The 24,570-nt window shown below is 33.9% G+C and carries 21 protein-coding genes; 10 read left to right on the forward strand and 11 right to left on the reverse strand.

Annotated elements, in window-relative coordinates; translation table 11 throughout:
• Window positions 1-142: 142 nt before the first annotated feature.
• Complete coding sequence (locus tag ASE40_RS07550; RefSeq protein ID WP_057116338.1) at window positions 143-2,314, reverse strand: alpha-N-acetylglucosaminidase; 2,172 nt, start codon at window positions 2,312-2,314, stop codon at window positions 143-145.
• Window positions 2,315-3,143: 829 nt separating this feature from the next.
• Here ASE40_RS07550 and ASE40_RS07560 point away from each other — a divergent pair.
• From ASE40_RS07560 to ASE40_RS07590, 7 genes are all read left to right on the forward strand, one after another.
• A complete protein-coding gene (locus tag ASE40_RS07560; protein ID WP_057116340.1) occupies window positions 3,144-4,652 on the forward strand; it encodes an ATP-binding protein in 1,509 nt (502 codons plus the stop codon).
• 235 nt (window positions 4,653-4,887) lie between these two features.
• On the forward strand, window positions 4,888-5,577 hold the full coding sequence (locus ASE40_RS07565) for a VIT family protein (protein ID WP_057116341.1): 690 nt from the start codon (window positions 4,888-4,890) through the stop codon (window positions 5,575-5,577).
• Between the two features lie 109 nt (window positions 5,578-5,686).
• Window positions 5,687-6,124, forward strand: coding sequence for a thioredoxin family protein (locus ASE40_RS07570; RefSeq protein ID WP_057116342.1), 438 nt, complete (start codon window positions 5,687-5,689; stop codon window positions 6,122-6,124).
• A 40-nt stretch (window positions 6,125-6,164) separates the two neighbouring features.
• Window positions 6,165-7,058, forward strand: a complete 894-nt coding sequence (locus ASE40_RS07575; RefSeq protein WP_057116343.1) for an FAD:protein FMN transferase — start codon at window positions 6,165-6,167, stop codon at window positions 7,056-7,058.
• Entirely contained in the window at window positions 7,055-7,288 is a 234-nt protein-coding gene (locus ASE40_RS07580; RefSeq protein ID WP_057116344.1) for a DUF4266 domain-containing protein, read from the forward strand. Before ASE40_RS07575 ends, ASE40_RS07580 begins: the two co-directional genes overlap by 4 nt.
• Before the next feature lie 18 nt (window positions 7,289-7,306).
• The gene (locus ASE40_RS07585) at window positions 7,307-8,491 is read left to right on the forward strand and encodes a DUF3570 domain-containing protein (protein WP_057116345.1); all 1,185 of its coding nucleotides are present in this window, start codon (window positions 7,307-7,309) and stop codon (window positions 8,489-8,491) included.
• Window positions 8,492-8,579: 88 nt separating this feature from the next.
• Window positions 8,580-9,041: a hypothetical protein gene (locus ASE40_RS07590; RefSeq protein ID WP_057116346.1), complete on the forward strand. Its 462-nt coding sequence runs from the start codon at window positions 8,580-8,582 to the stop codon at window positions 9,039-9,041.
• Window positions 9,042-9,505: 464 nt separating this feature from the next.
• On the opposite strand, the gene yiaA is transcribed toward ASE40_RS07590, so the two are convergent.
• Window positions 9,506-9,979 carry an inner membrane protein YiaA gene (gene yiaA, locus ASE40_RS07600; protein WP_057116348.1) on the reverse strand — a complete coding sequence of 158 codons (474 nt, stop codon included), beginning with the start codon at window positions 9,977-9,979 and terminating at the stop codon, window positions 9,506-9,508.
• A gap of 126 nt (window positions 9,980-10,105) precedes the next feature.
• On the opposite strand from yiaA, the gene ASE40_RS07605 reads away from it, so the two are divergent.
• Entirely contained in the window at window positions 10,106-11,614 is a 1,509-nt protein-coding gene (locus tag ASE40_RS07605) for a hypothetical protein (protein WP_128414950.1), read from the forward strand.
• Between the two features lie 124 nt (window positions 11,615-11,738).
• Here the strand turns inward: ASE40_RS07605 and ASE40_RS07610 are convergent, their stop codons facing one another.
• The 6 genes from ASE40_RS07610 to ASE40_RS07625 all read right to left on the reverse strand — a co-directional run bounded on the left by ASE40_RS07610 (window position 11,739) and on the right by ASE40_RS07625 (window position 16,826).
• Window positions 11,739-12,032, reverse strand: a complete 294-nt coding sequence (locus ASE40_RS07610; RefSeq protein ID WP_057116350.1) for a hypothetical protein — start codon at window positions 12,030-12,032, stop codon at window positions 11,739-11,741.
• A gap of 117 nt (window positions 12,033-12,149) precedes the next feature.
• Entirely contained in the window at window positions 12,150-14,336 is a 2,187-nt protein-coding gene (locus tag ASE40_RS07615; protein ID WP_057116351.1) for a hypothetical protein, read from the reverse strand.
• A gap of 58 nt (window positions 14,337-14,394) precedes the next feature.
• On the reverse strand, window positions 14,395-15,051 hold the full coding sequence (locus ASE40_RS07620) for a DUF6766 family protein (RefSeq protein ID WP_057116352.1): 657 nt from the start codon (window positions 15,049-15,051) through the stop codon (window positions 14,395-14,397).
• Window positions 15,048-15,209 carry a hypothetical protein gene (locus ASE40_RS21995; RefSeq protein ID WP_157848503.1) on the reverse strand — a complete coding sequence of 54 codons (162 nt, stop codon included), beginning with the start codon at window positions 15,207-15,209 and terminating at the stop codon, window positions 15,048-15,050. The genes ASE40_RS07620 and ASE40_RS21995 overlap by 4 nt, the downstream gene beginning before the upstream one ends.
• Before the next feature lie 53 nt (window positions 15,210-15,262).
• Window positions 15,263-15,433 carry a hypothetical protein gene (locus ASE40_RS22115; protein WP_166669287.1) on the reverse strand — a complete coding sequence of 57 codons (171 nt, stop codon included), beginning with the start codon at window positions 15,431-15,433 and terminating at the stop codon, window positions 15,263-15,265.
• Between the two features lie 295 nt (window positions 15,434-15,728).
• On the reverse strand, window positions 15,729-16,826 hold the full coding sequence (locus tag ASE40_RS07625; protein WP_057116353.1) for an alcohol dehydrogenase catalytic domain-containing protein: 1,098 nt from the start codon (window positions 16,824-16,826) through the stop codon (window positions 15,729-15,731).
• A gap of 211 nt (window positions 16,827-17,037) precedes the next feature.
• On the opposite strand from ASE40_RS07625, the gene ASE40_RS07630 reads away from it, so the two are divergent.
• Window positions 17,038-18,618: an FAD-dependent oxidoreductase gene (locus ASE40_RS07630; RefSeq protein ID WP_057116354.1), complete on the forward strand. Its 1,581-nt coding sequence runs from the start codon at window positions 17,038-17,040 to the stop codon at window positions 18,616-18,618.
• A 75-nt stretch (window positions 18,619-18,693) separates the two neighbouring features.
• On the opposite strand, the gene ASE40_RS07635 is transcribed toward ASE40_RS07630, so the two are convergent.
• Window positions 18,694-19,329: a ferritin-like domain-containing protein gene (locus ASE40_RS07635; protein ID WP_057116355.1), complete on the reverse strand. Its 636-nt coding sequence runs from the start codon at window positions 19,327-19,329 to the stop codon at window positions 18,694-18,696.
• A gap of 271 nt (window positions 19,330-19,600) precedes the next feature.
• Between ASE40_RS07635 and ASE40_RS07640 the strand changes: the two genes are divergently transcribed.
• Entirely contained in the window at window positions 19,601-20,026 is a 426-nt protein-coding gene (locus tag ASE40_RS07640) for a response regulator (protein ID WP_057116356.1), read from the forward strand.
• A gap of 56 nt (window positions 20,027-20,082) precedes the next feature.
• On the opposite strand, the gene ASE40_RS07645 is transcribed toward ASE40_RS07640, so the two are convergent.
• Both ASE40_RS07645 and ASE40_RS07650 read right to left on the reverse strand, forming a co-directional pair.
• Window positions 20,083-20,463 carry a response regulator gene (locus tag ASE40_RS07645; protein ID WP_057116357.1) on the reverse strand — a complete coding sequence of 127 codons (381 nt, stop codon included), beginning with the start codon at window positions 20,461-20,463 and terminating at the stop codon, window positions 20,083-20,085.
• A 62-nt stretch (window positions 20,464-20,525) separates the two neighbouring features.
• A complete protein-coding gene (locus ASE40_RS07650) occupies window positions 20,526-24,563 on the reverse strand; it encodes a PAS domain S-box protein (RefSeq protein ID WP_057116358.1) in 4,038 nt (1,345 codons plus the stop codon).
• Window positions 24,564-24,570 lie beyond the last annotated feature (7 nt).

Below are 24,570 nucleotides of genomic sequence, written 5' to 3' on the forward strand. Positions count from 1 at the left end.
CTAAAATTCTATAGTTAAAAACTTACTAATAAATCGTTTTCGCGAAGATTCAGTTCCTGTTTTTCATTGTTGTTTTGGTTTTGGTTATGAAGTATTGGTTATTTTTTATGTATCTACGAATTAATCGCAATTAAGTATTATTTTAATTACTTTCAGTCCATTTAATTTCCCAATTTTTGATTAATTCTCTTTCATTAGATTCATCAAATTGAGTATTGTTTACAACTGATTTTCTAAAGGCTTCTAAAAACATTTTCCATCTCGGCCAATAGAATCCTTTGTACATTCCCTGCCATGATCGGGAAGCATAATCATTCAAATGACCTTCTCCACCCCAAAGCGTAATTAGTGTTTTTGCATTTTTTACATATAATTTTGAAACCTCTGCTGAACTTCCGTAATCAGAAGCCGATTTTACCCATTGATCTAAACTATTTAATGGCTGCCCGGACATCATTTTATCAATCTCCAAAGCTTGCTTTTCTATTTTTTTAAAAAGCTGGTCTCCTTTGATAACATCTTTCTGCTGATACGCTTTTACACATTTCATTAAATCCTCATCAATACACAATGAATAATAATGTCTTGAAATATCAATTAAATCGTAATTAATAAAATTCTTTTTATCATACTTTGCAGCTTCTTTGTGAAGGATATCCAAAGCTTCTTTTAATTTTTCCTTATCTCCAGGATTTCCTTTAAATTCTGTAATTGTGGCCGTTGGGCGTTTAAATAACAAATACGCTCCAGCCCTATCATTCCACCAGCGAGTTTCCCAGTATTTCACATTATAAACAGATTCTAGTAATAATTCCCAAGCTTGAAAAATAGATTGAGTAGGTTTTTGTCCATATCTCGCATGTAAATATTTAGTCAGCCAGTCATTAAGAGGCTGCTCTCCTTTAGTCCACGCAAGATCATATATGTATTCATAAACAATTGAATTATTATTTAAGCCTTCTGGCATTGCCCCATAACCCACAATATTTCCTCTATTTGGATTCTGCAGCAAACTTGTCAATTCATTTTTATAGAAATTTAAATCTCCGTATACAGGATTTGATCCTCCATAATTATGGACATAACCATAAGTCCATTGTTTACCATAAAAAGCTTCTTGATTTTCCCATACCTTATACCTGTCATTAGCATAATCCTGAACCATCAATCTGTCATTTGGAACTTTGCTTAAAAATGCGCTGGTTGCCTCTTTTGTCCAAAACTCTTTATTGTCTCCAAAAAGCCATCCCTGCATTACCCATACTGCACCAGGAGCTGCTTCATTAATAGTTTCGTAAATTGCACTTCCGTAATTAGAAAGTTCTTCGTATTTATTATGCTCAGAAACAGGAGGTTCAATTTCATTAAAAGAATCTGCTAAGTAGAAATTAGATGCGCCATACTTTTGGGTATAAATTTCAATAAAACGTTTTCCTATTTTTTTAAACAATGGATCTTTGGAATCTAATAGAAAAGTGCTTGCAAAGCCGCCTCCCGACCAAGATTTTAATTCTGTTATTTTAGCCTCAGGATGTTTTTCGGCAAAAGCTTTAGGCACATAACCACTAAAAGCAGGAACAACAGGATGCATGTCTAAGGCTCTCATCCTTTCCAATATTTTCTTTTGCAGCTCTTCTTTTTTACTAAACCATTCTTTTGGCAATGGTCCTTCTAGACTATTAATATTCCCCATTCGCTGCCATGGCAGATAGGCTGGCCCTGCAAAATGAGCTTCTAACTGATTGCTGGTCAAGCCATACTCTTTCCATAGTTCCTGCCATACTGCTTCCTGACCTTCCATTGCGGTAGGAAGATTTATTCCGTGCATCGCCATCCAGTCGATTTCTTGTTCCCATCGTTTCCAATCCCACCATGGTGTCGTATAACCAAAAGTACAGGCATTTAAATATTCTCTATATTGAAATGGTGTCTCACTCTTTTTAGAATATTTTGGCCATGTCTCGGGTAAATGAATTCTATTTCCTTCCCAGCTGACTAAAACTGCACCTATATCCCTAAGAAAATTATAAGCAGCATAGCAGACAGCAGTATTATTTGATGCTTTTATTTTTACTTTATTGTTTGTTGTTTCAATTTCAAACCAATCTAATTTATTCCCTTTGTTTTCAATAATACTTAATTCGAACTCGCTGGCACGATTACCTATAAGTCTTTCTATTACCTTTTGGGCACTTTCTGTTTTTTCTTCATTTTTGCAGTATACTTTCACTACACAAAAAAACAGCAGCATAAGAAATGGTACAATTCTTTTTAAAGAACCGTGCTTTTTATTTAGAAAATTCTCTTTTTTCATATCAATCACATATTTATTAAATTGTCTTAAAACATTTCTAAAACATAAATAAGGGAGATTAACTATTTAATCTCCCCCACAAAACAAACCAAACAAAAATCTATTACTAATAATTAACAATTCTTATTTAATAAAATTTAGAGCAAAATAATGGGCTCTGAACTGGAAAATAAAATTATGTATAAGACTATCAGAAAAGATGGATTCATCAATCAAAAACATAGACATATTTTACAGTTTGTTTATTTAAAAATGGTATTGTTGAAAATACATATTAAAGGAATTGTTTATTCATTCTTTGATTGCCGAAGAAAAGGTTTAAATCTTAGAGACTAAAAAATGATACTATTAGTTTTTTGTGTAAAAACATTTTTTGACCTTGTAAAAATTCCTGAAAAGTTTTTTGACAAAATCGATGCAAAACTTAGAATTTAAAATATGATTGATTTAAAAATTAAAGTTCTGTCGAAAAATCAATTACATTTACTTTAATCTACTTTACAATACCAAATTTAAAAATGAGATATTAAGTATTAAAATTTTAAATCATTTACTCTTAATTTTCCAATTTCTAAATAATTGATCTATTTAATTGTTAAATATTTTATTTTGTTTAATTATTTTAAAACAAGGTTAAACAAAATAAAATTGTTTATTTAATTTAGATTTCAATAATAAGCTTTCCTTGTAATAACACAAAACCCCAAATTAAAAAGATACTTTGGAGTTAATATTAGCCACAAATTATGAAACACTTTAGCTTATTAGTGTAACAAAAATGTTTAATAAAAAATTAGATTTGTCAAACAAAAACCTAAAATAAATTGCTATGTATCAAAATGTGAGGATCTTAAAAGATATAGTTGACCATACACCATTGCCTATCGCAGTTTATACAGGTGATAATCTAAAAATTGAGCTTGCCAATACTGCTATGATTCAACTTTGGGGGAAAGGCAATAATGTAATAGGCAAAAATTATCTTGATATTCTTCCTGAGATTAAAAAAGATTCTTTTTTTGATGAGGCCCTTAATGTCCTTAAAACTGGAATTCCCTTTCATGCTCAAGACAAAAAGGTAGATTTAATTAGTAATGGCGTCACAAATTCATATTATTTCAATTATAGTTTCATTCCTCTTATTGATGAACAAGGAAAAATTTATGGAGTAATGAATACTGGCGCAGATGTAACTGATTTACATATGGCTACGCAACAGGTTCAGAGTGCAGAAGAAAGGCTTAGAATTGCAATAGAGTCATCTGGAATGGGAACTTATGAAATAGACCTTGTAACCAAAAAAATCAAAACTTGTGGGAATTTCAATTCTATATGCGCTATTGAATCAGAAATATCCACTGAAGAATTAGTCGCAAAAATTCATCCAGACGATTTAGCAGCTCGTGAAAAAGCACATAAAGAAGCTGAAAGCACAGGGAAAATATGTTATGAAGCTCGAATTGTAAATAATGATAAATCCATACGATGGACAAAAATTAATGGCAAGATTATTAAAGATGAAAATGGAATTCCAATCACTATAATTGGAATTATTCAGGATATTAGTGAGCAGAGGCAATTTGAAGAAGAATTAAAAAAACAGGTTGCTTACAGCACCGAAGAACTAAGGAGATCAAATGATGATCTACTTCATTTTGCAAATGTAGTAAGTCACGATCTAAGAGAACCTGTAAGAAAAATTAAAATTTTCAATACTCTTTTAAAAAATGAAAAAGAAATTAATTTTAATGAGAGCAGTAAAAAATATCTCCATAAAATAGACCAGTCTACACTTAGAATGAACAATATAATAGAAGGTATTCTCAGCTACTCTACTATTGATAAAACCAAGCAGTCAATTGAAAAAATTAATCTCAATGAAGTTATTGACGGTATAAAAACAGACCTAGAACTGATTATAAAAGAGAAAGGCGCAATATTGAGTTCTTGTGACCTGCCCGAAATAGAAGGAGCGCCTATTCTTATTACACAGCTTTTTTATAACCTTATACAAAATGCATTAAAATTCTCAAAAGCAGATGAGCCGCCAAGAGTTATTATTACTTGTGCAAATACAACTTTAAATGGTGAAGATGCTGTACAAATTGTCGTTAAAGATAATGGCATCGGACTCGACTCTGTTTTCGCTGAAAGGATTTTTAATGCTTTTGAAAGATTAAATTCTAAAGACGAATATGAAGGAAATGGACTCGGGCTTTCGCTTTGCAGAAAAATAGCAAAAAGACATCATGGTACAATTACAGCCACCGGAGAAAAAGATAATGGAGCCGAATTTACAGTAACGCTGCCTTTAAAACAAACAACACAAAGTATATAATATTGAATAAATATTTTTGATTACGGTAATTAAGATCAAAAATTATAATGGCTAAAATTTAGAATCATTCTATTTGTACTAATCACATGATAGAAGACATTTTCAGTTAATTTTATTTGGATATAAAAGTGAAAAATAAATGATATAGACAAAAGCCTGCCCAGAATGAAACATAATTATAAAATAGGGAATTTCTTAAAACTTATTTCGACTGGACAAATAATTTACATGAACTATGAATACTGAAAATCATTATATCAATAGAAGCGGCTGGTTAAGGGCAGCTGTCCTAGGTGCAAACGACGGAATCTTATCTACTACAAGTTTAGCAATTGGTGTAGCTGCAGCGAGTGTAACAAGAGAACCTATTTTACTGGCTGCAACGGCTGGTTTAGTAGCTGGTGCCCTTTCTATGGCAGCAGGCGAATATGTATCTGTAAGCTCCCAGGCTGATGTTGAATCTGCTGATCTTAAAAGAGAAAAAGCAGAGTTGGAAAATATGCCAGAACTTGAACTTGAAGAACTGACACATATTTACATTCAAAGGGGACTAAATAAAGAATTAGCAAAACAGGTCGCTCATGAACTAACCGCTCATAATGCTCTTGAAACTCACGCAAGAGATGAACTAGGAATAAATGAAATTACGCAGGCCAATCCATTAATGGCGGCATTTGCATCGGCTGTTTCATTTATTATTGGAGGTATTTTACCGCTTGTAGTAGCTATTCTCGCTCCTATTAAACAAATGGTATTTTATCAATATGGTTTTTCAATACTTTTTTTGGCACTATCTGGAATACTAGCTGCAAAGGCAGGCGGATCAAATATTTTAAAAGCAGTAATGCGTATCTGTATCTGGGGTACTTTTGCAATGGCAGCATCTGCGCTAGTTGGCTATATTTTTGGAGTTCAGACCGCTTAAAAAGTTAGGATTTCAATGTAATATAAATTTAATCAAATCTTAAGCGATAAAAAAAAATAAGATCCCTTCTAATTCGTTATTTCGTATATACCTAAAAACAAACTGAATAATGAAGCTTATCGCAATGTTTCTCCTATTAACATTTATGTCTCCTGTAAATTGGGAACCTGATTTTAATAATGCAAAAAAAATTGCAAAAGAAAAGCACGAATTAATTCTTTTGAACTTCTCTGGTTCAGACTGGTGCGGACCCTGCATCGTAACGCGCAAAGAATATTTTGAAAGTCAGGTGTTCACAGATATGGCAAATGAAAATTTAGTACTGGTTAATGCTGATTTTCCAAGAAAAAAGAAAAACATCGGAACAGCCGAACAAGTTAAGCGTAATGAAGCCTTAGCTGAAATATATAATAAAGAAGGTAGTTTTCCTCTAACACTTCTTCTAGATGCTGATGGCAAAGTAATCAAAACCTGGCACGGAAAACCTGAAATCTCACCTGAACAATGGACTGCCGAAATAAAAGCGATCTGTGAAAGCCGAAAATAACATATTCAAAAAGCAAAAATATTCACAATCCCTAAAACTCATGGGAAACAACTTTACCATTACAGTTGTAGCTGAAAATGAGAAAAAAGGAAATGAGAATATTAATCTTGCTATTGAAGAAATCAGGCGGATTGAAAAGCTGCTGACTACTTATAGCACAGATAGCCAGACCAATCTGATTAATGATAATGCAGGAATTCAGCCTGTAAAAGTAGATCTGGAAGTTTTTAATCTTATCGAAAGATCCATTGGAATTTCGAAAATCACACAAGGTGCATTTGATATCTCTTACGGAAGTATCGACAAAAGTCTTTGGAATTTTGACAAAACAATGACCACACTTCCTGATGCACTGACAGCAAAAAAAATGGTGCACCTTATTGATTACAGAAATATCATGCTGGACAAAGAAAACTCAACTGTATTTCTAAAAGAAAAAGGAATGCGGATTGGTTTTGGAGGTATTGGAAAAGGTTATGCCGCTGAAATGGCCAAACAGATCCTTTTAAAACAAAATGTTCAAAGCGGCATTATAAATGCCAGTGGAGATCTATCTGCGTGGGGATTACAGCCTGATGGAAAAAAATGGACAATTGGCGTAGCAAACCCTGACTCTCCAAATGGTGCTTTTTCGTACATGGAAATATCCAATAAAGCAGTAGCAACCTCTGGCAACTATGAAAAATTCGTAACCATTAATGGAAAAAAATATTCGCATACCATTGACCCAAAAACAGGGCTGCCAATAACCGGAATAAAAAGTGTTACCATTATCGCTTCTAATGCAGAATTTGCAGATGCAATGGCAACTCCAATAGCAGTTATGGGAATTAAGGCAGGCTTATTTTTAATAGATCAGATCCCTGATTTATATTGTATTATTATCGATGACAGCAATAAAATTTACACATCAAAAAACATTAACCTGAAATGAAAAAGCCAAAGCAAAAAAAACTGGTACTGTTCTGCAGCATTGCTTTTACAGCTATTCTGTTCACCTCTTGTACTTCGGTAAAAGAATACCAGAAGGGAAAAATCAACGATTCTGAAATGGTACTTTCTAATCGAAAAATCGAAAAGACAGAACTCAGTTTTCAATCCTACCGTGAAGGAGCTTCCGGAGCAAATTCAGGAAAAAGCGGTGGCGGCTGCGGGTGTAACTAATTTTCATACTACAAAAAAATGAAAAGAATATTCATAACAGGGTTTGCTTTGTTGGCATTATTTCAGACAAAAGCACAAAATGTTCCTACTGATTCTATTAGTTATAAAAGCAAAAAATTAAAGCTGGAAGAAGTAAATCTGGTTTCCAGTTATTATAAACAGGATGGAGATAATTCTGCCGTTACTGGAGGTATTGGTTCTGAGCACCTTACAGATATAGCAAATACTATTGATGTAAAATTAGTAAAATACGGAGAAACTGGAATTAAGCACACTTTTGATATCGAAGCTGGTATAGATCACTATACCTCAGCATCATCAGATATGATTGATTTGAGTGCCAATTCATCTGCATCATCTTCAGACAACCGCTTCTATCCTTCGTTGACTTATTTGAGAGAGAATGAAGAAAAAGGAAGAACATTGGGAATTGGAGTTTCATCATCAACGGAGTTTGACTACCAGTCCTTTGGAGGAAACATCAGCTTCTCACAAAAAACAAAAGACAGAAACGGAGAATTTACAGCTAAATTTCAGACCTTTATAGATCAGTTAAAATTAATTGAACCAGTCGAGCTCCGCCCTCCAGGCCAGGAAGGCTATGGCAGCGCCAACCGTAATACTTTTGCAGGAACTTTAAGCTACTCGCAGGTTGTAAACAAGAACCTGCAGGTAATGCTTGTAGGAGATGTAATCAGCCAAAATGGATACTTAAGCCTTCCTTTTCATAGAGTTTATTTTGCAGATGGCTCGGTGCATCAGGAAAAAATGCCGGATACCAGATTCAAAATTCCATTGGGAATCAGAGCCAGTTATTTCTTGGGAGACAATATAATTATTCGTGCTTATTACAGATATTATACTGACGATTGGAGCTTAAAAGCGCATACTGCCGATATTGAAATTCCTGTGAAATTAACCCAGGCTTTTTCAGTCAGTCCTTTTTATAGATATTATACACAAACAGGAACTAAATATTTTAAACCATACGGAGAACATACTGCAGCTGATGAATATTACACCAGCAATTATGATTTATCTAAGTTTAACAGTAGTTTCTTTGGAATGGGAATGAAATTTACGCCTCTAAACGGAATTTTTGGACTTAAACACTGGAATACATTAGAACTCCGTTACGGGCATTATACTAGAACTACTAATATGACTTCGGATATTATCAGCATTAATATAAAATACAAATAAAAGATAATCAACCACTTAAAAAATAAAATAAATTTAGGCACGCTTCTTGTTTATTCTAAATACAGTAATGAATTAAAAAAATGAAATTATGAAAACTTTAAAATATTTATTGATTGGAATCGTATTCTTTTCTTTTAGTCAATCTCAAGCACAAGTATCTGTAAATGTAAATATAGGAACTCCTCCTGCATGGGGTCCGGTGGGCTACACAGATGTTCGCTATTATTATCTTCCAGATCTTGAGACTTATTATGATGTAAGCACGTCAAATTATGTGTACTTAAACAACGGAAGATGGGTCAGAACAAGAGCATTGCCTGCTGCCTATAGAAATTATGATCTTTACAATGAGTACAAAGTAGTTTTGACAGATTATAGAGGAGACCGTCCTTATGACAATTTTAAAACCCATAAGGTAAAATATGCAAAAGGTTATAAAGGAAAACCTCAAAAAACAATTGGTCCAAAACCTGGTAAAGGGAATAATGGACATCACGATAGTGGGAACCATAATGGAAATGGTAAGGGCAAAGGAAATGGGAAACATTAATGCAAAAGAGGCTTTGGGGAGCCTCTTTTTTATATAAAATATCTAGATTATTTATTAGCAACCAAGTAAAAAACACTTCATTGTGAAGTGTTTTTTTTTNCAGAGTACTAAAGAAATTATCATCAGAATTTTGGATGTCTTTTTTAGATAAGCAGCCTTTTTAGCTTTTGAAAAGATAATCGCCGTTATTGCTAATGAAAATATTTCAATAACTGTTAAAAGAAAAGCATCTTGAATACATTCGGGAAACACACTAAGATAAGCTGTCTTGCAATCTTCAAACTCAGTGTAGATTTTGCTTATATATATCCACCAAATTTTATCTAGAACATTAATGGCAAGCAATAATACTCCCATACTATAAATAATCATTTTGTATCTAGATTTCATAATCATACGAATTAAACTTTAGAAAACCTCAAAACTGCACATTGCTGTGACAGTAATGAGGCTCCGCTAAAATATTATACAATAGTAGATTCAAATTGTTTAAGGTCTCGGGTATTTTTTTGCACAGCCAGAGCCGAGAACAATCCTAATACGAATGACATTCCGAAGAAACCTTTTTCACTCAATAGTAAACTAGCATTCCACAAACCTATTATAAGTAAGACTATAGAGGCAATAGTACTAAACCAGCTTATACTGTAATATAAGTCGGTTACTGGTATTCCTTCCAGCTTGTCACGCACACTTTTTTGTACTGATATTACAGAAAAAAGACCAAAGAGAAGAATTGTAAAATAATAGCCTTTTTCGTTATAAGCCATTTCCGAATTGTAAAGACCAATACAGTAAGAGGTCATACCAATAATTAATGTCATCCAAGATGCTCCCACAAAGGCAGCGCTCGGTTTTAACGGATTAAATCCATTGTTTGATTTTGCATTTTTTGATTCTGAATTGTTGTTTGATTCATTTGATTTTAGCGGTTCCATAATTTTATGTTTTATAATTATGAGACAAATTTCAGGATGAATCAGGAGTTATTAAAATCAATTTCCATATAAAACTGACGATATAAAATACATTTTATTATTTTTACCTCAATAAAAATCTTATTTATGAATGCACTCCAAGAAATATCAAACATAATGAATGAGAATGATAAAAAGGCATTCATACAGTATTTATCAAGAAAAAACAAGCGAAAAGACGCAGGTAATATAGCTTTATTTAATTCTTTAAAAACTGACGATATAAAACTTAAAAAAAAGAATTTATTAGATACAAAAAGTACAGATGCGTATCATGCCCTTAGAAAAAGACTTTATGACACCATGATTGACTTCATGGCTAATCGAAGTTTTGAAAATGATACTTCACAAGAAAATGCAATACTTCGTCTTATTGTTGTGAGCCGCCTATTTTTTGAACATAAACTCGAAAAAACGGCTTTCAAATGTTTGGCAAAGGCTGAAGAAATTGCAGTCAACTTGGAACATTTTAGTCTGCTTAATGAAATATATCTGACTCAGATACAGTTTGCCCACTTCGATCTGTCACAGCCAATTGAAAAAATAATACAGAATTTCAAAGCAAATAAAAAACAGCTCGAATACGAAGAACAGCTTAATTTGGGCTATGCTGTTTTGCGACGCGAACTGGCTGCTATTTATCATGAAAGCCGGATTGTAGACTTCCAGTCGCTTATAAAAAGCACTATTGAAACATACGGAATTTCTTTAAAACAAGGATTAACTTTTAAATCGCTTTACCAGATCTTATTCATTGCCAATGAGTATGCCTCTATAAACAATAATTTCTCGCTTATACAGCCATTTGTTATTAAAAGCTATCGCTTCATTAGTAAAAAAGCAGATTTGACAAATAAGCATTTGTACTATCATATCTACATATTATATTTTATAGCGAACTTCTATTTTAGAAATGGTCAATTTAAAGAATCTTTAAGCTATTTGAATTCGATGTTTACACAACTGAATAATCAGTCTGGTAAGTATTATCAGCGTTTTTGCCTGAGATATTTTTTACTGCTTTCTTTCAATGAAAATTATCTTGGAAATTTTCAAAAAGCGATAGAGACTGCCGAGAAGTCTTTAACTTTAAATAAAAAGACAGATCCTAATGACAGTAACGATATTCGTTTGATGCTGATCGTTTTTTATATACAGCAAAATTCAGGACGTAATGCCGTAAAAGAAATGGCAAAACTAAACCATACCGACAGCTGGTACGAAAAAAAAATGGGAATGGACTGGACAATTAAAAAGTGTCTTGTAGAAATCTTGCTTCATGTACAGGAAGAAAATACAGAACTGGCAATATCGCGTATAAAAAGTTTTAAACGCCGTTACAAAAAATATCTTTTAACGGTAAATGAAGAGCGAGTTATGCAGTATCTCTTATTTGTAGAACAATATGTACTGAAACCAGAAATTATAAAAACTGAAAAATTTCAAAAAACAATTGAAGATTTTATCATTACATCTCAAAACGGACCGAAGGATATTTTGATCATGAGCTTTTTGGCATGGCTGCTTGCAAAAGTACGACAGAAGCCTATTTATGAGACAACTTTAAATCTTTTAACTACCTATTTTCCTGCCTGAATTTTCGATAAAGAAATTGTAATTTTGATTCTCTAGTATTTGATGATTTTTTGTTTATTTACAAAAAACAAACCTGCAGCAAGCAACTGCTGCAGGTTCAACATTAAGTAATCAACCAGGGCAGTTATTTACTGCCTTTACTATTAGATGTTGAGTCTGTTTTTACACTAGTACTTCCTTTTTGCGTTGTTCCGTCAGATCCAGAACCTGTAGAACCTTCACCAACGGCACCGGTTGTTCCATTTGTACTAGTATTTGTGGTGTCAGAATTTGGTCCGACAGTATCAATAGTTGTTTCTGTTGAATCAGCACTATTGGTGTAAGTATTATCTTCAGCAGCATTTTCATTCTTTTTACATGAAGAAATGACCGCTGCAAACAAGAAGATTAATATCGAGGTTTTGAATATAGTTTTCATAATTTTTATTTTTTAGTTATTATTCAAAGTTATTTCTCCACACTCTTTTATTGTTACATTATCGATCTCTAGATTTTATATATTTCATACATCTATCTGAAAATCAAACAACAAACACTACAAAATTATTTTTACAGAAGAATCTCCATTTATTTTGTACTCTGCTAAAGTTTTGGATTTAGATTCAGGTTCGATCTTTTTCTTATTTTGGAAAACTTCAAAATCGATTTTACTTTTCTCATTTAGTAGAATTTTAAAATTGCATTCGAAATCCGCATTTCCTAAAACTTTAAATGTTATTGTTTTTTTTACTTTTTTAAAATTTACAATTGGATAATCTGTAAAAATTAAAAAGTCTTCATTTCTTACTTGATGATATTGTCTTGTCATAACTCCAAAACCCACGCCAGCTCCATAAACTTCCTGCCCTACCTGTCCGCTTTTTTCCCATCCATTATAAAGATCTTCGAGCGGAATCCAAAATGTTTTGCCTATTTCGCCTGTTTTAGCTTCGTCTGAAACCATCTCAGGAGGAAGTTTGGTTGGATAATAATAAGGAAATCTGCTGATAGCATATTTTAAGAATTCTGGAATAAGAATTTTTAATGCGGGTTCAAGATCTATCGATTCGGCCTGTATTAAATATTCTGATAGCGCTGCATATACTTCCATTTCTTCGTATGCGGCAGTATAAGGTGCTTCGTTAAGAGGAAAAACAGAAAAGTAATTTGGGTAGTTTTTCCCAAATCCGTATTGGCAATCCCATATCTGCATATTTTTGAAAAGACAAGCCAGACAAGCGTAACTTAAATCCAGGTATTCTTTTTTGTTCGTAATTTTATATAATTCTAAAAGTGCTCCAGCAGAAAAAGCGGTATTATTGGCTTGATAAAAAATACTAAATCCACAGCCTATGAGTTTCTTAACTGCTTTTTCAGCTTCATTTAGATAACGTTTCTCCTTTGTCAAGCGATACAGCAGCAGCATTAAATGTGCATATGATCCCGGCACATCCTTTTCACCTCCCTCTCCAGGAGCAGTTTCCTTTTTAACAACTTCAAGAGTATCCATTTTATAAAATACCGGCCATTTATAATCAAAATGATGCGCAACCTTAATGGCAAATTCGACAGATTTTAAAACGAGATCTTCTGCTTTTTTTTCGCCATTCAAAGCGAGTCTTGTCAGATTCATAAGAGGATGATGCAGGTACCAGGAATCCATTACCATTTCCTTCTTTTGTTCTTCTGACTTATCAAGTTCTTCAATAAGTTCTGGAAGCCATCTGTTGATTGTCTTTATTTTAGGATCATAAAACGAATCTATTCCTTCGAGCAAATCATTATAAACTGGATGTGTTTCTCCGTACCAGAGTGTTAATTCATTAAGAGGCATTAATACGGCGAGCTGAACCATAACTTCTGCCGGAGTATCGTAATCGCATAAATAAGCATTTAAAAAAGAGTTTCCTTTTGTCTGAGTCCAAGATCCTTTATTATGATACAACTCGTCCAGACAATTTTGGGTAATTTCAGGCCAGTTGTGATAAATGATTTCAGGATGTGGTAAAACGCAATAAACATCTGCCAAATTTCTAATAAACTCTTGCGTTTCTTGTATTTCATTTTCAATTGTATCTTCAGAAAATAAAACATAGGCATCTGATATTACATAGGCTTTATCTGAAGGCAAAGGTTTTTCTTCTGTTATTGGTAATTGAAAACCAATTTCAGGCCAGCTTCCGCCAACAGTATTTTCTAATGATGTTTCTGTTGCCTCACAATATTCGCTTATAGAGCCCAAATCTTGAAAGTAAAAAAAAGAACCTCCTTTTGGTTTGGTCATACTTGCAAAAAGTAGTCCAGACCTTGAACCTATTTGATTGGTATGGATGGTACCATTTGTATTGGCAACATTTCCAGTTTGTGTTACAGGAATTATATCTCTTGGCCAAAATGGAATCATAAAAGGCTGATTAGCTTTAAATGTAGTTTTATAATGAAGTAAAGCTTTATCAGAATTCGGAAAAGAAATAGCTGTGCTGTAGGTGCCCAGTTTTGTTTCTAAATTAATTATGAGTATTTGGTCGTCATCAAATAGATTTGTGACTTCAAAACAACTATTCATAGCAAATGCGGCACGAAAGGCCATCTTTACCTGATTTGGCCAAATCACCAAAATCCATAATGAATCGCCTGTATTATAAACTTGGAAAAAATAGTTATGAAATTCCTTTTCCCATATTAAAACGCTGTTTTCTAAATCGGCCTGCACTGTGGCTGCCCATGGTGAAATTGTATGCATACATCATTTGTTTAAGATAGCATTAATGGTAAATTTTGAAGTTTTATTTAAACAAATATTACTCGCCAGTTTCTGCGTGAGGCGCATCTACAGGTTTTGATTGAGATGAACCTATCTGTCTCAAATAAATAGAAAGTACTATAATTGCAAATACTGATAAAAATTCGCTCTGCCAATTTTGAAATGATTCAAACCAAAATCTTGAATCGGTAATATATTTTGATGCTGTTTCTAGGGGCATTCCTTTAAAAGAGAGCTGTTCATTTTCGTCTTTTAAACTTCCATAAAAATGTGCAACGAATGAAAGCGCAAATAATAAAAACAACATAATACTAAGTGAATGCTTGTAAAGAGCCAAAATAAATCCTCCTTTTTTAACGGGCCAAGGAGCGTCTTTTTTATTGGGAGAAGGTTCACGGTCAACCTCTTCTTCTTTATCAAAATCTTTAGATTCTGAAGATCCTTTTTGCTGTAAAAAAATGGTTAATACAACAAGAAGCGCCATTTGCAAAAATTCACTTTCCCAATTTTCAAAAGTAGACTCTACAAAATGTCCTGTTGAGAAATAAGATAATATAGTAATTGGAGTCACTCCGTTTTCAATAAGATCTTTATTATATTCTTTAAAACCAAAAAGAATCTGCCCGGCAAACGAAGCAAAAAATAATAATAAGAAACAAATTGAAAGTCCGTTGTTGCGTATAAAAGTTTTCATAATATGTTCATTTCAGAAAACATTACTGATATACCGCCAGCACTTGGCAATTCATAAAACAGTTTTTGTATTGTAGTTATTTTTTTGTAACCAAATAAACTTTCGATATCCTTTTCTTGATAATCATAGAAAGTGTTCTTATTATATGTTGAATTCATTTTCATAATTTTAGGTGTATTATATTAAACCATAATCCCTCTATCTTCTGCATTTATTCATCTGCTGGTAAAAGCTGAGATTCCATAAATTTTCCCGTAACAATAGTTCCTTGTTCATCTTCCCATTGGGTAATGACATTTTCTATCAAATCTGGTTCAAAATCTATAATTTTCATTACTTGATTACCAAATTCCTGCTGTACTTTTTGACCTTTCTTAAACATAATCTTAATCCTTATTGTTATACAAAATCTTCTCTTTTCATTATTTAATAAATAAATCACAACATGAAAATTCATTTATTTTTCTCAATGTTAAAATTACTTATACTGGCTTTCAGTATTTTACAACATTATAGAGCTTTATTATATTATTAAATGATTTATTGAATATCAAGTCTTCTAAAATCCCTAAATAAATAGTGCTGCTTTAAAAAAAGAAAAGGAAAGCTTAAATAGTTTTAAAGTTTTCCCTTTCTTTTTACTTCAATAATAAATTACTACGTGATATAGAGTTGAATTACTTCCAAGGATCTAAAACGACTTTTACACATCCGTCTTCGCGTTTTTTAAAAATGTCGTAAGCATGCGAAATCTCAGATAATGGCAGTCTGTGTGTAATAATATCATCAAGCTGTACTTTTCCCTGAACCACATATTCTAATAATTTATCGATATGTTTATGAGCAGGAGCTTGTCCGCCTTTTAGGATAATTCCTTTGTCAAAGAATTGTCCCAACGGAAAATTATCGTAATTAACAGGATAAACGCCCAGTACAGCAACTATTCCACTTCTTCTTACAGCACTCATACAAGCTTCTAGTACTTTTATGGAACCTTTTTCAAAATTAATAGTTGCTTTAATTCGGTCACCTAGATTTCGATCAGGTTCAAAACCTACGGCATCAATACATACATCTGCACCGCGGCCGTTTGTTAGAGAACGAATATGTTCTACAACATCTTTTGGTCCGTCTTCCCATAAAATAGTAGTGCAGCCCGTTGTAGCTTTTGCTTTATCAAGTCTGTATTGAAGAGTATCTACAACAATAACCTGCGCTGCTCCTCTTAGCCAGGCACTTTTGGCAGCCATTAAACCAACTGGTCCCGAACCAGTTAGAAAAAGAACCTGCTCATCTGTTAAATTATCAGGAACAACTCTTGGTCCATAATTCGCATAAGGAACTCTTACGTATTGAGCCTGACCTCCGTCATAACCTCCGTAAAGATCTGTATATCCAAAAAGTGCCCCTCCTTTTTCTGTGGCTATGCCTCCTTCAGGTCCATAATGTTCAGGATTGCTATGTTCACAATTTCCTGGAACATCGTGATTACAGAAAAAACAATTTCCGCATGCAATAGGAAAAGGAACTACAACCCTATCGCCCCTTTTAACATGAGTTACTTCAGAACCAACTTCTTCTACTATCCCCATAAATTCATGTCCGAGAACCATAGGTCTGGGCTGAGGAAATCCTCCTGAATAAATATGAAGATCAGATCCGCAAATTGCTGTCGAAGTAACTTTAAGAATGATATCGTCTTTTGCATTTAATTTTGGGTCATCGACTGTATCGTATTTTATGGATCCAGGTCCATGGATAACTGCTGCTTTCATAATATTTATTTTTACATTAATAGAACGCTAAGTAACTCTTATTTAAACCATTAATATTATATTTTAATTCCATTTTCTTACATAAAAATTGACTGGTAATGATGTAAACTAATCATTTTAAGCTATAATATTTTGGGGTGTTGATTTTATAAATTTGAGAGAGATTTGAAAAATCTGATTCAAATCCAATAATCCTTAAAACAATTTTATTATGTCACAAACAGATGATAAATGGAATGATGGCAGCATTTCGTCAGGAAGCAATGTATCGTATTGGATTGATTCTACTTCTATTCTTGCTTTTCAAAATCCTGACCAAGATATTACAACAGAAGTCCTTATTGTTGGCGGCGGAATTGCTGGTCTTACTACAGCTTATAAATTATTAAAAGCAGGTAAAAAAGTGGTTTTAGTAGACGATGGTGTGATAGGAAGCGGAGAAACCGGCCGCACTACAGCACATTTGTCCTGCGCCTTAGATGATCGATATTATTATTTAGAAGATACTTTTGGCAAAGATGGAGCAAAATTAGCAGCCGAAAGCCACAGTGCTGCAATTGATGAAATAGAAAATATAGTGCAGACTTTAAATATCGATTGTTCATTCAAAAGAGTAAACGGTTATTTGTTTCTGCATCCTTCGGATAAAATAGAAAATCTAGAAAAGGAATTCAATGCCACACAAAACGCTGGAATAGACACCGCTTTTTTAAAAGAAACCCCAACAATAAACGGCGGGGAATCTATGCCATGCATTGTTTTTAATAATCAGGCTCAATTTCATGTTTTGCAATACCTTAAAGGAGTTGCTGATGCTGTTATTGCTCTTGGCGGAACTATTTATACAGAAGCAAGAGCCGAAAAAATTACTAAAGATGGTGCAGAAGTAAATGGGTATAATTTTTCTGCAGAACATATTGTTGTGGCTACTAATTCGCCTATTAACGATACTTTTACGATGCACACCAAACAAGCGGCCTACAGAAGTTATGTTATTGCGGGCAAAGTTCCCAAAGGCAAACTGCCAAATTCTTTATGGTGGGATACTGGCGATTTAAATTCGAAATGGGTTTCGCAACCCTATCATTATGTTCGTTTGGAAAATTTTGATGACGAATATGACTTGCTGATTTCTGGTGGAGAAGATCATAAAACTGGGCAGGCCGATGAAGAAGGAATTTCGGAATTTGAACGATATGAAAGACTGGAAAGCTGGACACGAAATTATTTTCCTGTACTTGAAGATATTACCTACAGATGGTCTGGCCAGATAATGGAACCTATAGATGGTTTAGGTTATATGGGGAAAAATCCTGGTGATGATAATATTTATATTATAACAGGTGATTCTGGCAACGGAATGACTCATGCCACAATTGGCGCAATGATTATCAGTGATGCAATACTTGGAATAAAGAACAAATGGGAAGAATTATACAGTCCATCCAGAATTTCACTCAAATCTATTGGAGATTTTGCTAAAGAAACTGCGAATATGGCTTCACAATATCTGGATTGGGTAAAAGCTTCTGATTTAAAAAATACTGCCGATTTAAATGCTGGTGAAGGAGGTGTTCTTTCGTCTGGTTTGAAAAAAATTGCCGTATATCGTGATTATGATAATACGCTGCATGCTTTCTCGGCTGTTTGTCCGCATTTAGGCTGCATCGTGCAATGGAATACTAACGAAAAATCTTTTGACTGTCCGTGTCATGGTTCTCGATTTGCATCAGATGGAACGGTAATGAATGGTCCTGCAAAAACTGATTTGAGTCCAATACACGTCAAATAATTTCATAAAAATATAAAATAAAAAAACCTCCATCCTTATTTCAGATGGAGGTTTTTTCATAACTAAGCGTTTCTATTATTTATCATCGCCTTCTGTGGCGTCAAAATTAATAGTATTATAAGCCGCTTCTGTTAAGGTAGTATCAGCTTCTTTTTCTTCGTTTAAAGTTTGAACCAAAAGTGATACTGCTTCATCTTCACCTAGTGTTTTAGCAAACGCTGCAAGTGTTCCGTATGTTGCAATTTCATAATGTTCAATTTTTTGAGATGCTGCAATAATTCCGGCATCACGAACTGCTCCTTGCTCTGTCTCTTCCATAATTCCTTCACCTTCTTTGATCAAGCCTTCCATTGCATCGCATTTTTTTGCAACAGCTTTTTCTCCAACAGATGCAAAAACTTCTTCTAAGCGGGTAACTTGTCCTTCAGTAACTTTTAAATGCTCATTAATTGCATCAATAAGATTTTGAGAGGTTGCATTTTTAGCCATTTTTGGTAATGCTTTAGTCAAAGCTTTTTCTGCCCAATAAATATCTTTTAAAGAGTCAACAAATAAGTCTCTTAATCCTTCTGCTGCTGATGATTTAGCTTTTACAGTTCCTTTTGGTGCAGCTGTTTTAGATGCACTTGTCTTAGACGCACTTGTTTTAGATGCGTTTGTTTTAGATGCAGCTGGCTTTTTTGCAGCTGTCTTTGTATTTGAATCTTTCATGATAATAATTTTTAAAATTAGTTTATCAAATGTAGGGAGCATTCAAACAGTTAGCTTATACAATTCTAATTCAATATTATAACATTCAAATATTTGAATATCAACCAGTAGAAAATTGAAAAAAATATAATGAATTCTTAGCTACTATTAAATTAGGTTGTATAAAATTGGGAAATCAAATACTAAAACTATAGTTTAATTTCTTGCAAAATATAAAAGTTCGTTTTTTATAATACACTACTTTTTCCAATAATTGTGGTATATTTACACCATGAGAAGAAATGGAGAAATCATTATAATAGAAGACGACGAAGATGACAGAAATTTTCTTAAAGATATCTTTGATAGTCTGGGCTACCCGAACAAAATTGTATTCATTGAAGACCCTACACTTGCAATTCCTTATTTGTTAAAACCTCAGACAAATCCTTTTCTTATTCTTTCGGACATTAATATGCCGAAAATTGATGGATTCGAACTTCGCAGCCAGATTCTTGCTCATGACGGAATAAGTCAAAAATGTGTGCCTTATATTTTTCTTTCTACTTCAAAAAATCCTGAAAATGTAACTAAAGCTTACAATTATAATGTGCAGGGTTATTTTACGAAAGAAGAAAATTTCCCAACATACAAGTTAATGATTCAAAATATCATGGAATATTGGCGTACAAGTTTAACTCCTTCATCGTCTCATTAATTAGATCAAAAACTTTGGTGTAATCTACTGAATCTTAAGATAAAGAAATAGTTAGATTATTGTAGTACAGATTTGAGCATACTAATGAGTTCATCATAACTATTGGGCTTACTCATATAGTGTATAATTTCTTTTTTTTGCAATAAGTCCTGAACAAATTCTTGGGAAGGCGTTGAAATCAAGATTACAGGTATGTCTTTCAGTTTCTCATGACTTTTTATTTTCTGCAGAAACTCTTTACCATTTAAAAGTGGCATATTGTAATCTAGAAATATCAAATCAGGAAGCTTTTCGGCGCTTTCTAATTTATTGAATGCATTAACGGGGTTACTTTCGACGCGAAAAACTATTTCTGTGTCGATACTATAGACCGCTTCCATGAATATTTCAGCGTCATCTATATCATCATCAATGAGTAGAATTTCTTTGTATAACATAATTTTATTCTTTTTTTTTTGCGTGCTATTATCCCAATATACGGATTATTCTTTAATCAGGTTTAAATACTATTTCTATCTTTTGGGAAATCTGGCAGGAAAATATGGAATGTGCATCCTTCTCCTAATTGAGATTCTGCAAATAAAACTCCTTGATGATTCATAACAATTCTTCTGCACAAAGCAAGACCAATACCGCTTCCTGGAAAAATATTCTGTCCATGCAGACGTTTGAAAATTTCAAAAATTTTATTTTTATAATCTTCCTTAAAGCCAATTCCGTTATCGGTAAATGAAATATGATGATACTCGCCTAGTACTAGCGGAGAATCTGTAAACTGCGCTACATACTCTCGAGAAACTAAAGTCGAACTAACTTTAATCTGTGGTATAACCTCTGGATTAGTAAATTTTAAAGAATTACTCATTAGATTATAAAACAGCTGATTCATTTGTAAACCTACAGCCTGAACCACTGGCAGTTTTCCCATTTCAATCACTGCTTTTTTCTCTTCAATAGCCAGCTCAAAATCAGTCCATATATTTTCTATTACTTTATTTAAATCTACAGGCTGTAAACTTTTCTCGGGTTGTATTAATCGAGAAAAACTTAGAAGATCTGAAATCAACTGACTCATACGCGCTGCTGAAAAAGCAATTTTTTCCACTAAAGTTTTCGGATTTCTTCCTGAATTTTCTTCCTGTAGCAAACCTGCAAAAATTCGAATTTTTCGTAAAGGTTCTTGAAGGTCGTGACTGGCTACATATGCAAATTGTGCTAGTTCTTCGTTAGAATGTTTCAAGGCATAGTTGGTTTGCTCCAAATCTAAATTAGAAGCCTGCAGCTCTTGTAAAACAGTTTCAAGTTCTCTGGTTCTAAGTGCTACTTCAATCTCCAGTTCCAATTGCAGTTCACGCTGAATCGTAATGTCTTGTGCCGTCCCGCTAATTGTTAGTGGTTTGCCCTCTATATCAAAATACGTTTGCCCAACAGCATGAATTACTTTTTCCTTTCCGCTTTCTCCATGAATAATGCGGTATTCAGCTTCGTACTTTCCGCTAGATCCTGCTTGTTGTGCGGCAAAGAAAGCCTCTGTTACCCGTTTATGATCTGAAGGCTTGATAAGCGCTTGTATATCTTGAGATGATACATGAGTACCATTAAGTCCAAACATTTCGGCATGGCGTTCAGAAACGGTACTCATTCTTGTATTGACATCCATTGACCATGTACCTAACTGTGCTAGTTCTACAGCAGATCGAAGTGCTTCCTCAGCTTGTTCAATTTTCTTAATTGCATTGATCTCTGTTGTAACATCAGAACTTACATACAGTACCGCATATACTTCACCCTTACTATCCATCAAAGGCGTAAGACTTATATTGTGATACTGCGGCGTTTCTTCTGTAGTATGGATATCTGCTACCCCATTGGCAGCCAAATGTTCTCCACTGCGATAAACCTCTTGTACGGCTTTTATAAATTCAGGAGAACTTCCTTCCAAGACTGTAATTAAGGATTGTTGCTCTATTGAATCTCCTTTATTTATTTTCTTTATAAAGGGTTCATTTGCATTCTCAATAATTAAATCCTCGCCTACAAATAAACTTATAGATACAGGCGCAGCTGCTAATACCGAACGAAGTTTAGATTCGCTTTCTCGAAGTGCAATCTCCGTTAATTTACTCTGTGTGATATCAGTAGCATGAACAATTAAGCCAATTACTTTTCCTTCGTTATTTTTATGCGGCGTATATACAATACTAAGCCATCTGGTAACTCCCATTCTCGAAGGAGCAAACATTTCATATTTCTCCTGCTCACCTCCGTAAGCGACCTCAAGATGCGGAAGTGTTTTTGCATAGGCAGCTTCTCCTAAAAACTCCCGTACACTTTTACCAATGGCTTCATGTTCATTTACAGAGAACCACCCCATAAATACACTGTTATAAGTTTGATAACGCTGTTCTTCGTCCAGATAAAAAATCATGGCCGGAACAGTATCTCTTAATAACTGCAGATGGGCTTCACTATCTTCCATTGCTTTTTGTGCCATAACCTGTGCCGTGACATCAATAGCAATATCTAAAATTGCATAAATCTCTCCTGCCTTGTTACGCAGTGGTGTATACGAAATATTATAATAATTATCATTAAGGACTCCATTCTGGTTTATTTTGACCAGCGAAGCAGGTGAAATAAAAGGAACTCCCGTAGTAAAAATATCATCGAGTATTTTAAGGTATGCTTGACCTTCAGTTATCAATTCTGGCATAGCTTCTCGCAACGGAAGTCCTTTAATATCTGGTCCTTTACCTACTATATCAATAAAAGTCTGGTTAGGATATTCTATAATAAGATCCCGGCCAACAAATAGACCTATACCAGCGGGAGCGGCAGCAATCAGGGTTTTTAATTTGGTTTCGCTCTCCTCTACTTCACGGCGGCTTAGGACCTGTTGCGTTACGTCGGTAGCTACTACTAATAAAACTGTTGCATCTCCAAGCGCATTGTGGTTAAGCTGATAAGTTAAGTCAACATACACATCTTCGAGCCTGCCTTTGCGGAGCAATTCTACTTCTACTTCTTTGGCAATATAGGCATTACCTGTTTGGATCACTTGTCTTAAAAGGTCGTCAAATCCCTGACCTTTTAGTTCTGGAAGTGCCTCCAAAAGTGGTTTCCCAATAATTTCATGAGGCTGGCGCCCTACCAATTCACAATAAAATTTATTAGCATTTTGAAAAATCAAATCTTCTTCTATACTAATAGTAGCAATACCTACAGGTGACTGTTCGAACATTGTTACCAACTCATCCTGACGTGCTATTATTTCCTGCTGGGCCCTAAATGATGAGGTAACATCAGAAGCCATAACGAGAATGGCATAAACAGTATTTTTCTCATCACGTAAAGGTGTAAGGGAGTAATCGAAATACTGTTCTAGATTCGATTTTTCGTTTCGAATTCTGATTCCAGAAATTTTATATTCTTCTCCCGTTACATAAACTTCATTGAGCTTTCTATATAAATCCTCGTAATCTTTACCTGAAAAGACTTCTTTTATCTTCTTGCCGATAATAGCAATGTCTTTTGACCAGTATTCCATCATTGCATCGTTGACCAATTCAATATAAAATTCACTGCCACGAAATAAAGCAGTACCAACAGGAGCTTTTTCAATAAGTGCACGAAAACGAAGTTCACTGACCTGCAATTGTTTTTCTTTTTCTTTTTCGGCAGTTATATCTATAGCAATTGCTGTAATATATTTTTCTCCCGCTGTATCTTTGACTAAAGAAATACTATTGTTAACCCAAATGACAGAACCGTCTTTACAGATGTAGCGTTTGGTAATTAGAAAATCCTTTCCATTTGCAATACAATCTTTTAAAAGGATCATATTGTTTTCTAAATCATCAGGATGAGTTAGTTCTCCCAGATTCATTTTTAATATTTCCTCTCTGCTGTAACCCAGCATTTGACAGTAGCGGTCATTAACTTCTATTACCCGCCCTTCAATATTGGCTTGTGCAATTCCTGCATTGGACTGCATTAAAACGCTGTTGAGCTGTGATCGAACAGATCCAGATTCTATAAGATCGGGAATAATTGCTGAATTTTCTGTACAGGTGACAAAAACACCTTCAATTGTATTATTGGAATTGAAAATAGAACTATATCCCAGAGTCAGGTATACGCGTTGTGAAACGTTATTTCTATTGAGAACTGTTACAATATTAGATTCAGATCTAGAAATACCATCATCTATCATATTATAAATAGCATCAGACACACTTTTCCATTCCAGCGGCAAAGTTTCTTTTAATGATTTTCCTAAAGCATGCGGATGCTTTTCTGTACCAGAAAGAAAGGGGCGAAAAGAATCATTATAAAAAAAAATCTTGTCTTTTCCCCATACAACAAACATAGGAATACTCGAACCAAACATAATACTCAAAGCTGTACGAAGACTATTCGGCCAAGATTCTGTTTCTCCCAAAGAGGTATTACTCCATTTCATTTCCCTTACTAGGGTTCCTAATTCTCCTCCATTTTTTAGAAATGAATTTTCGAATTCTTTTTTACTTAACTGCACCTGCGAA

The organism is Flavobacterium sp. Root935 (assembly GCF_001429295.1).
In the GTDB taxonomy this organism is placed as follows: Bacteria; Bacteroidota; Bacteroidia; order Flavobacteriales; family Flavobacteriaceae; genus Flavobacterium.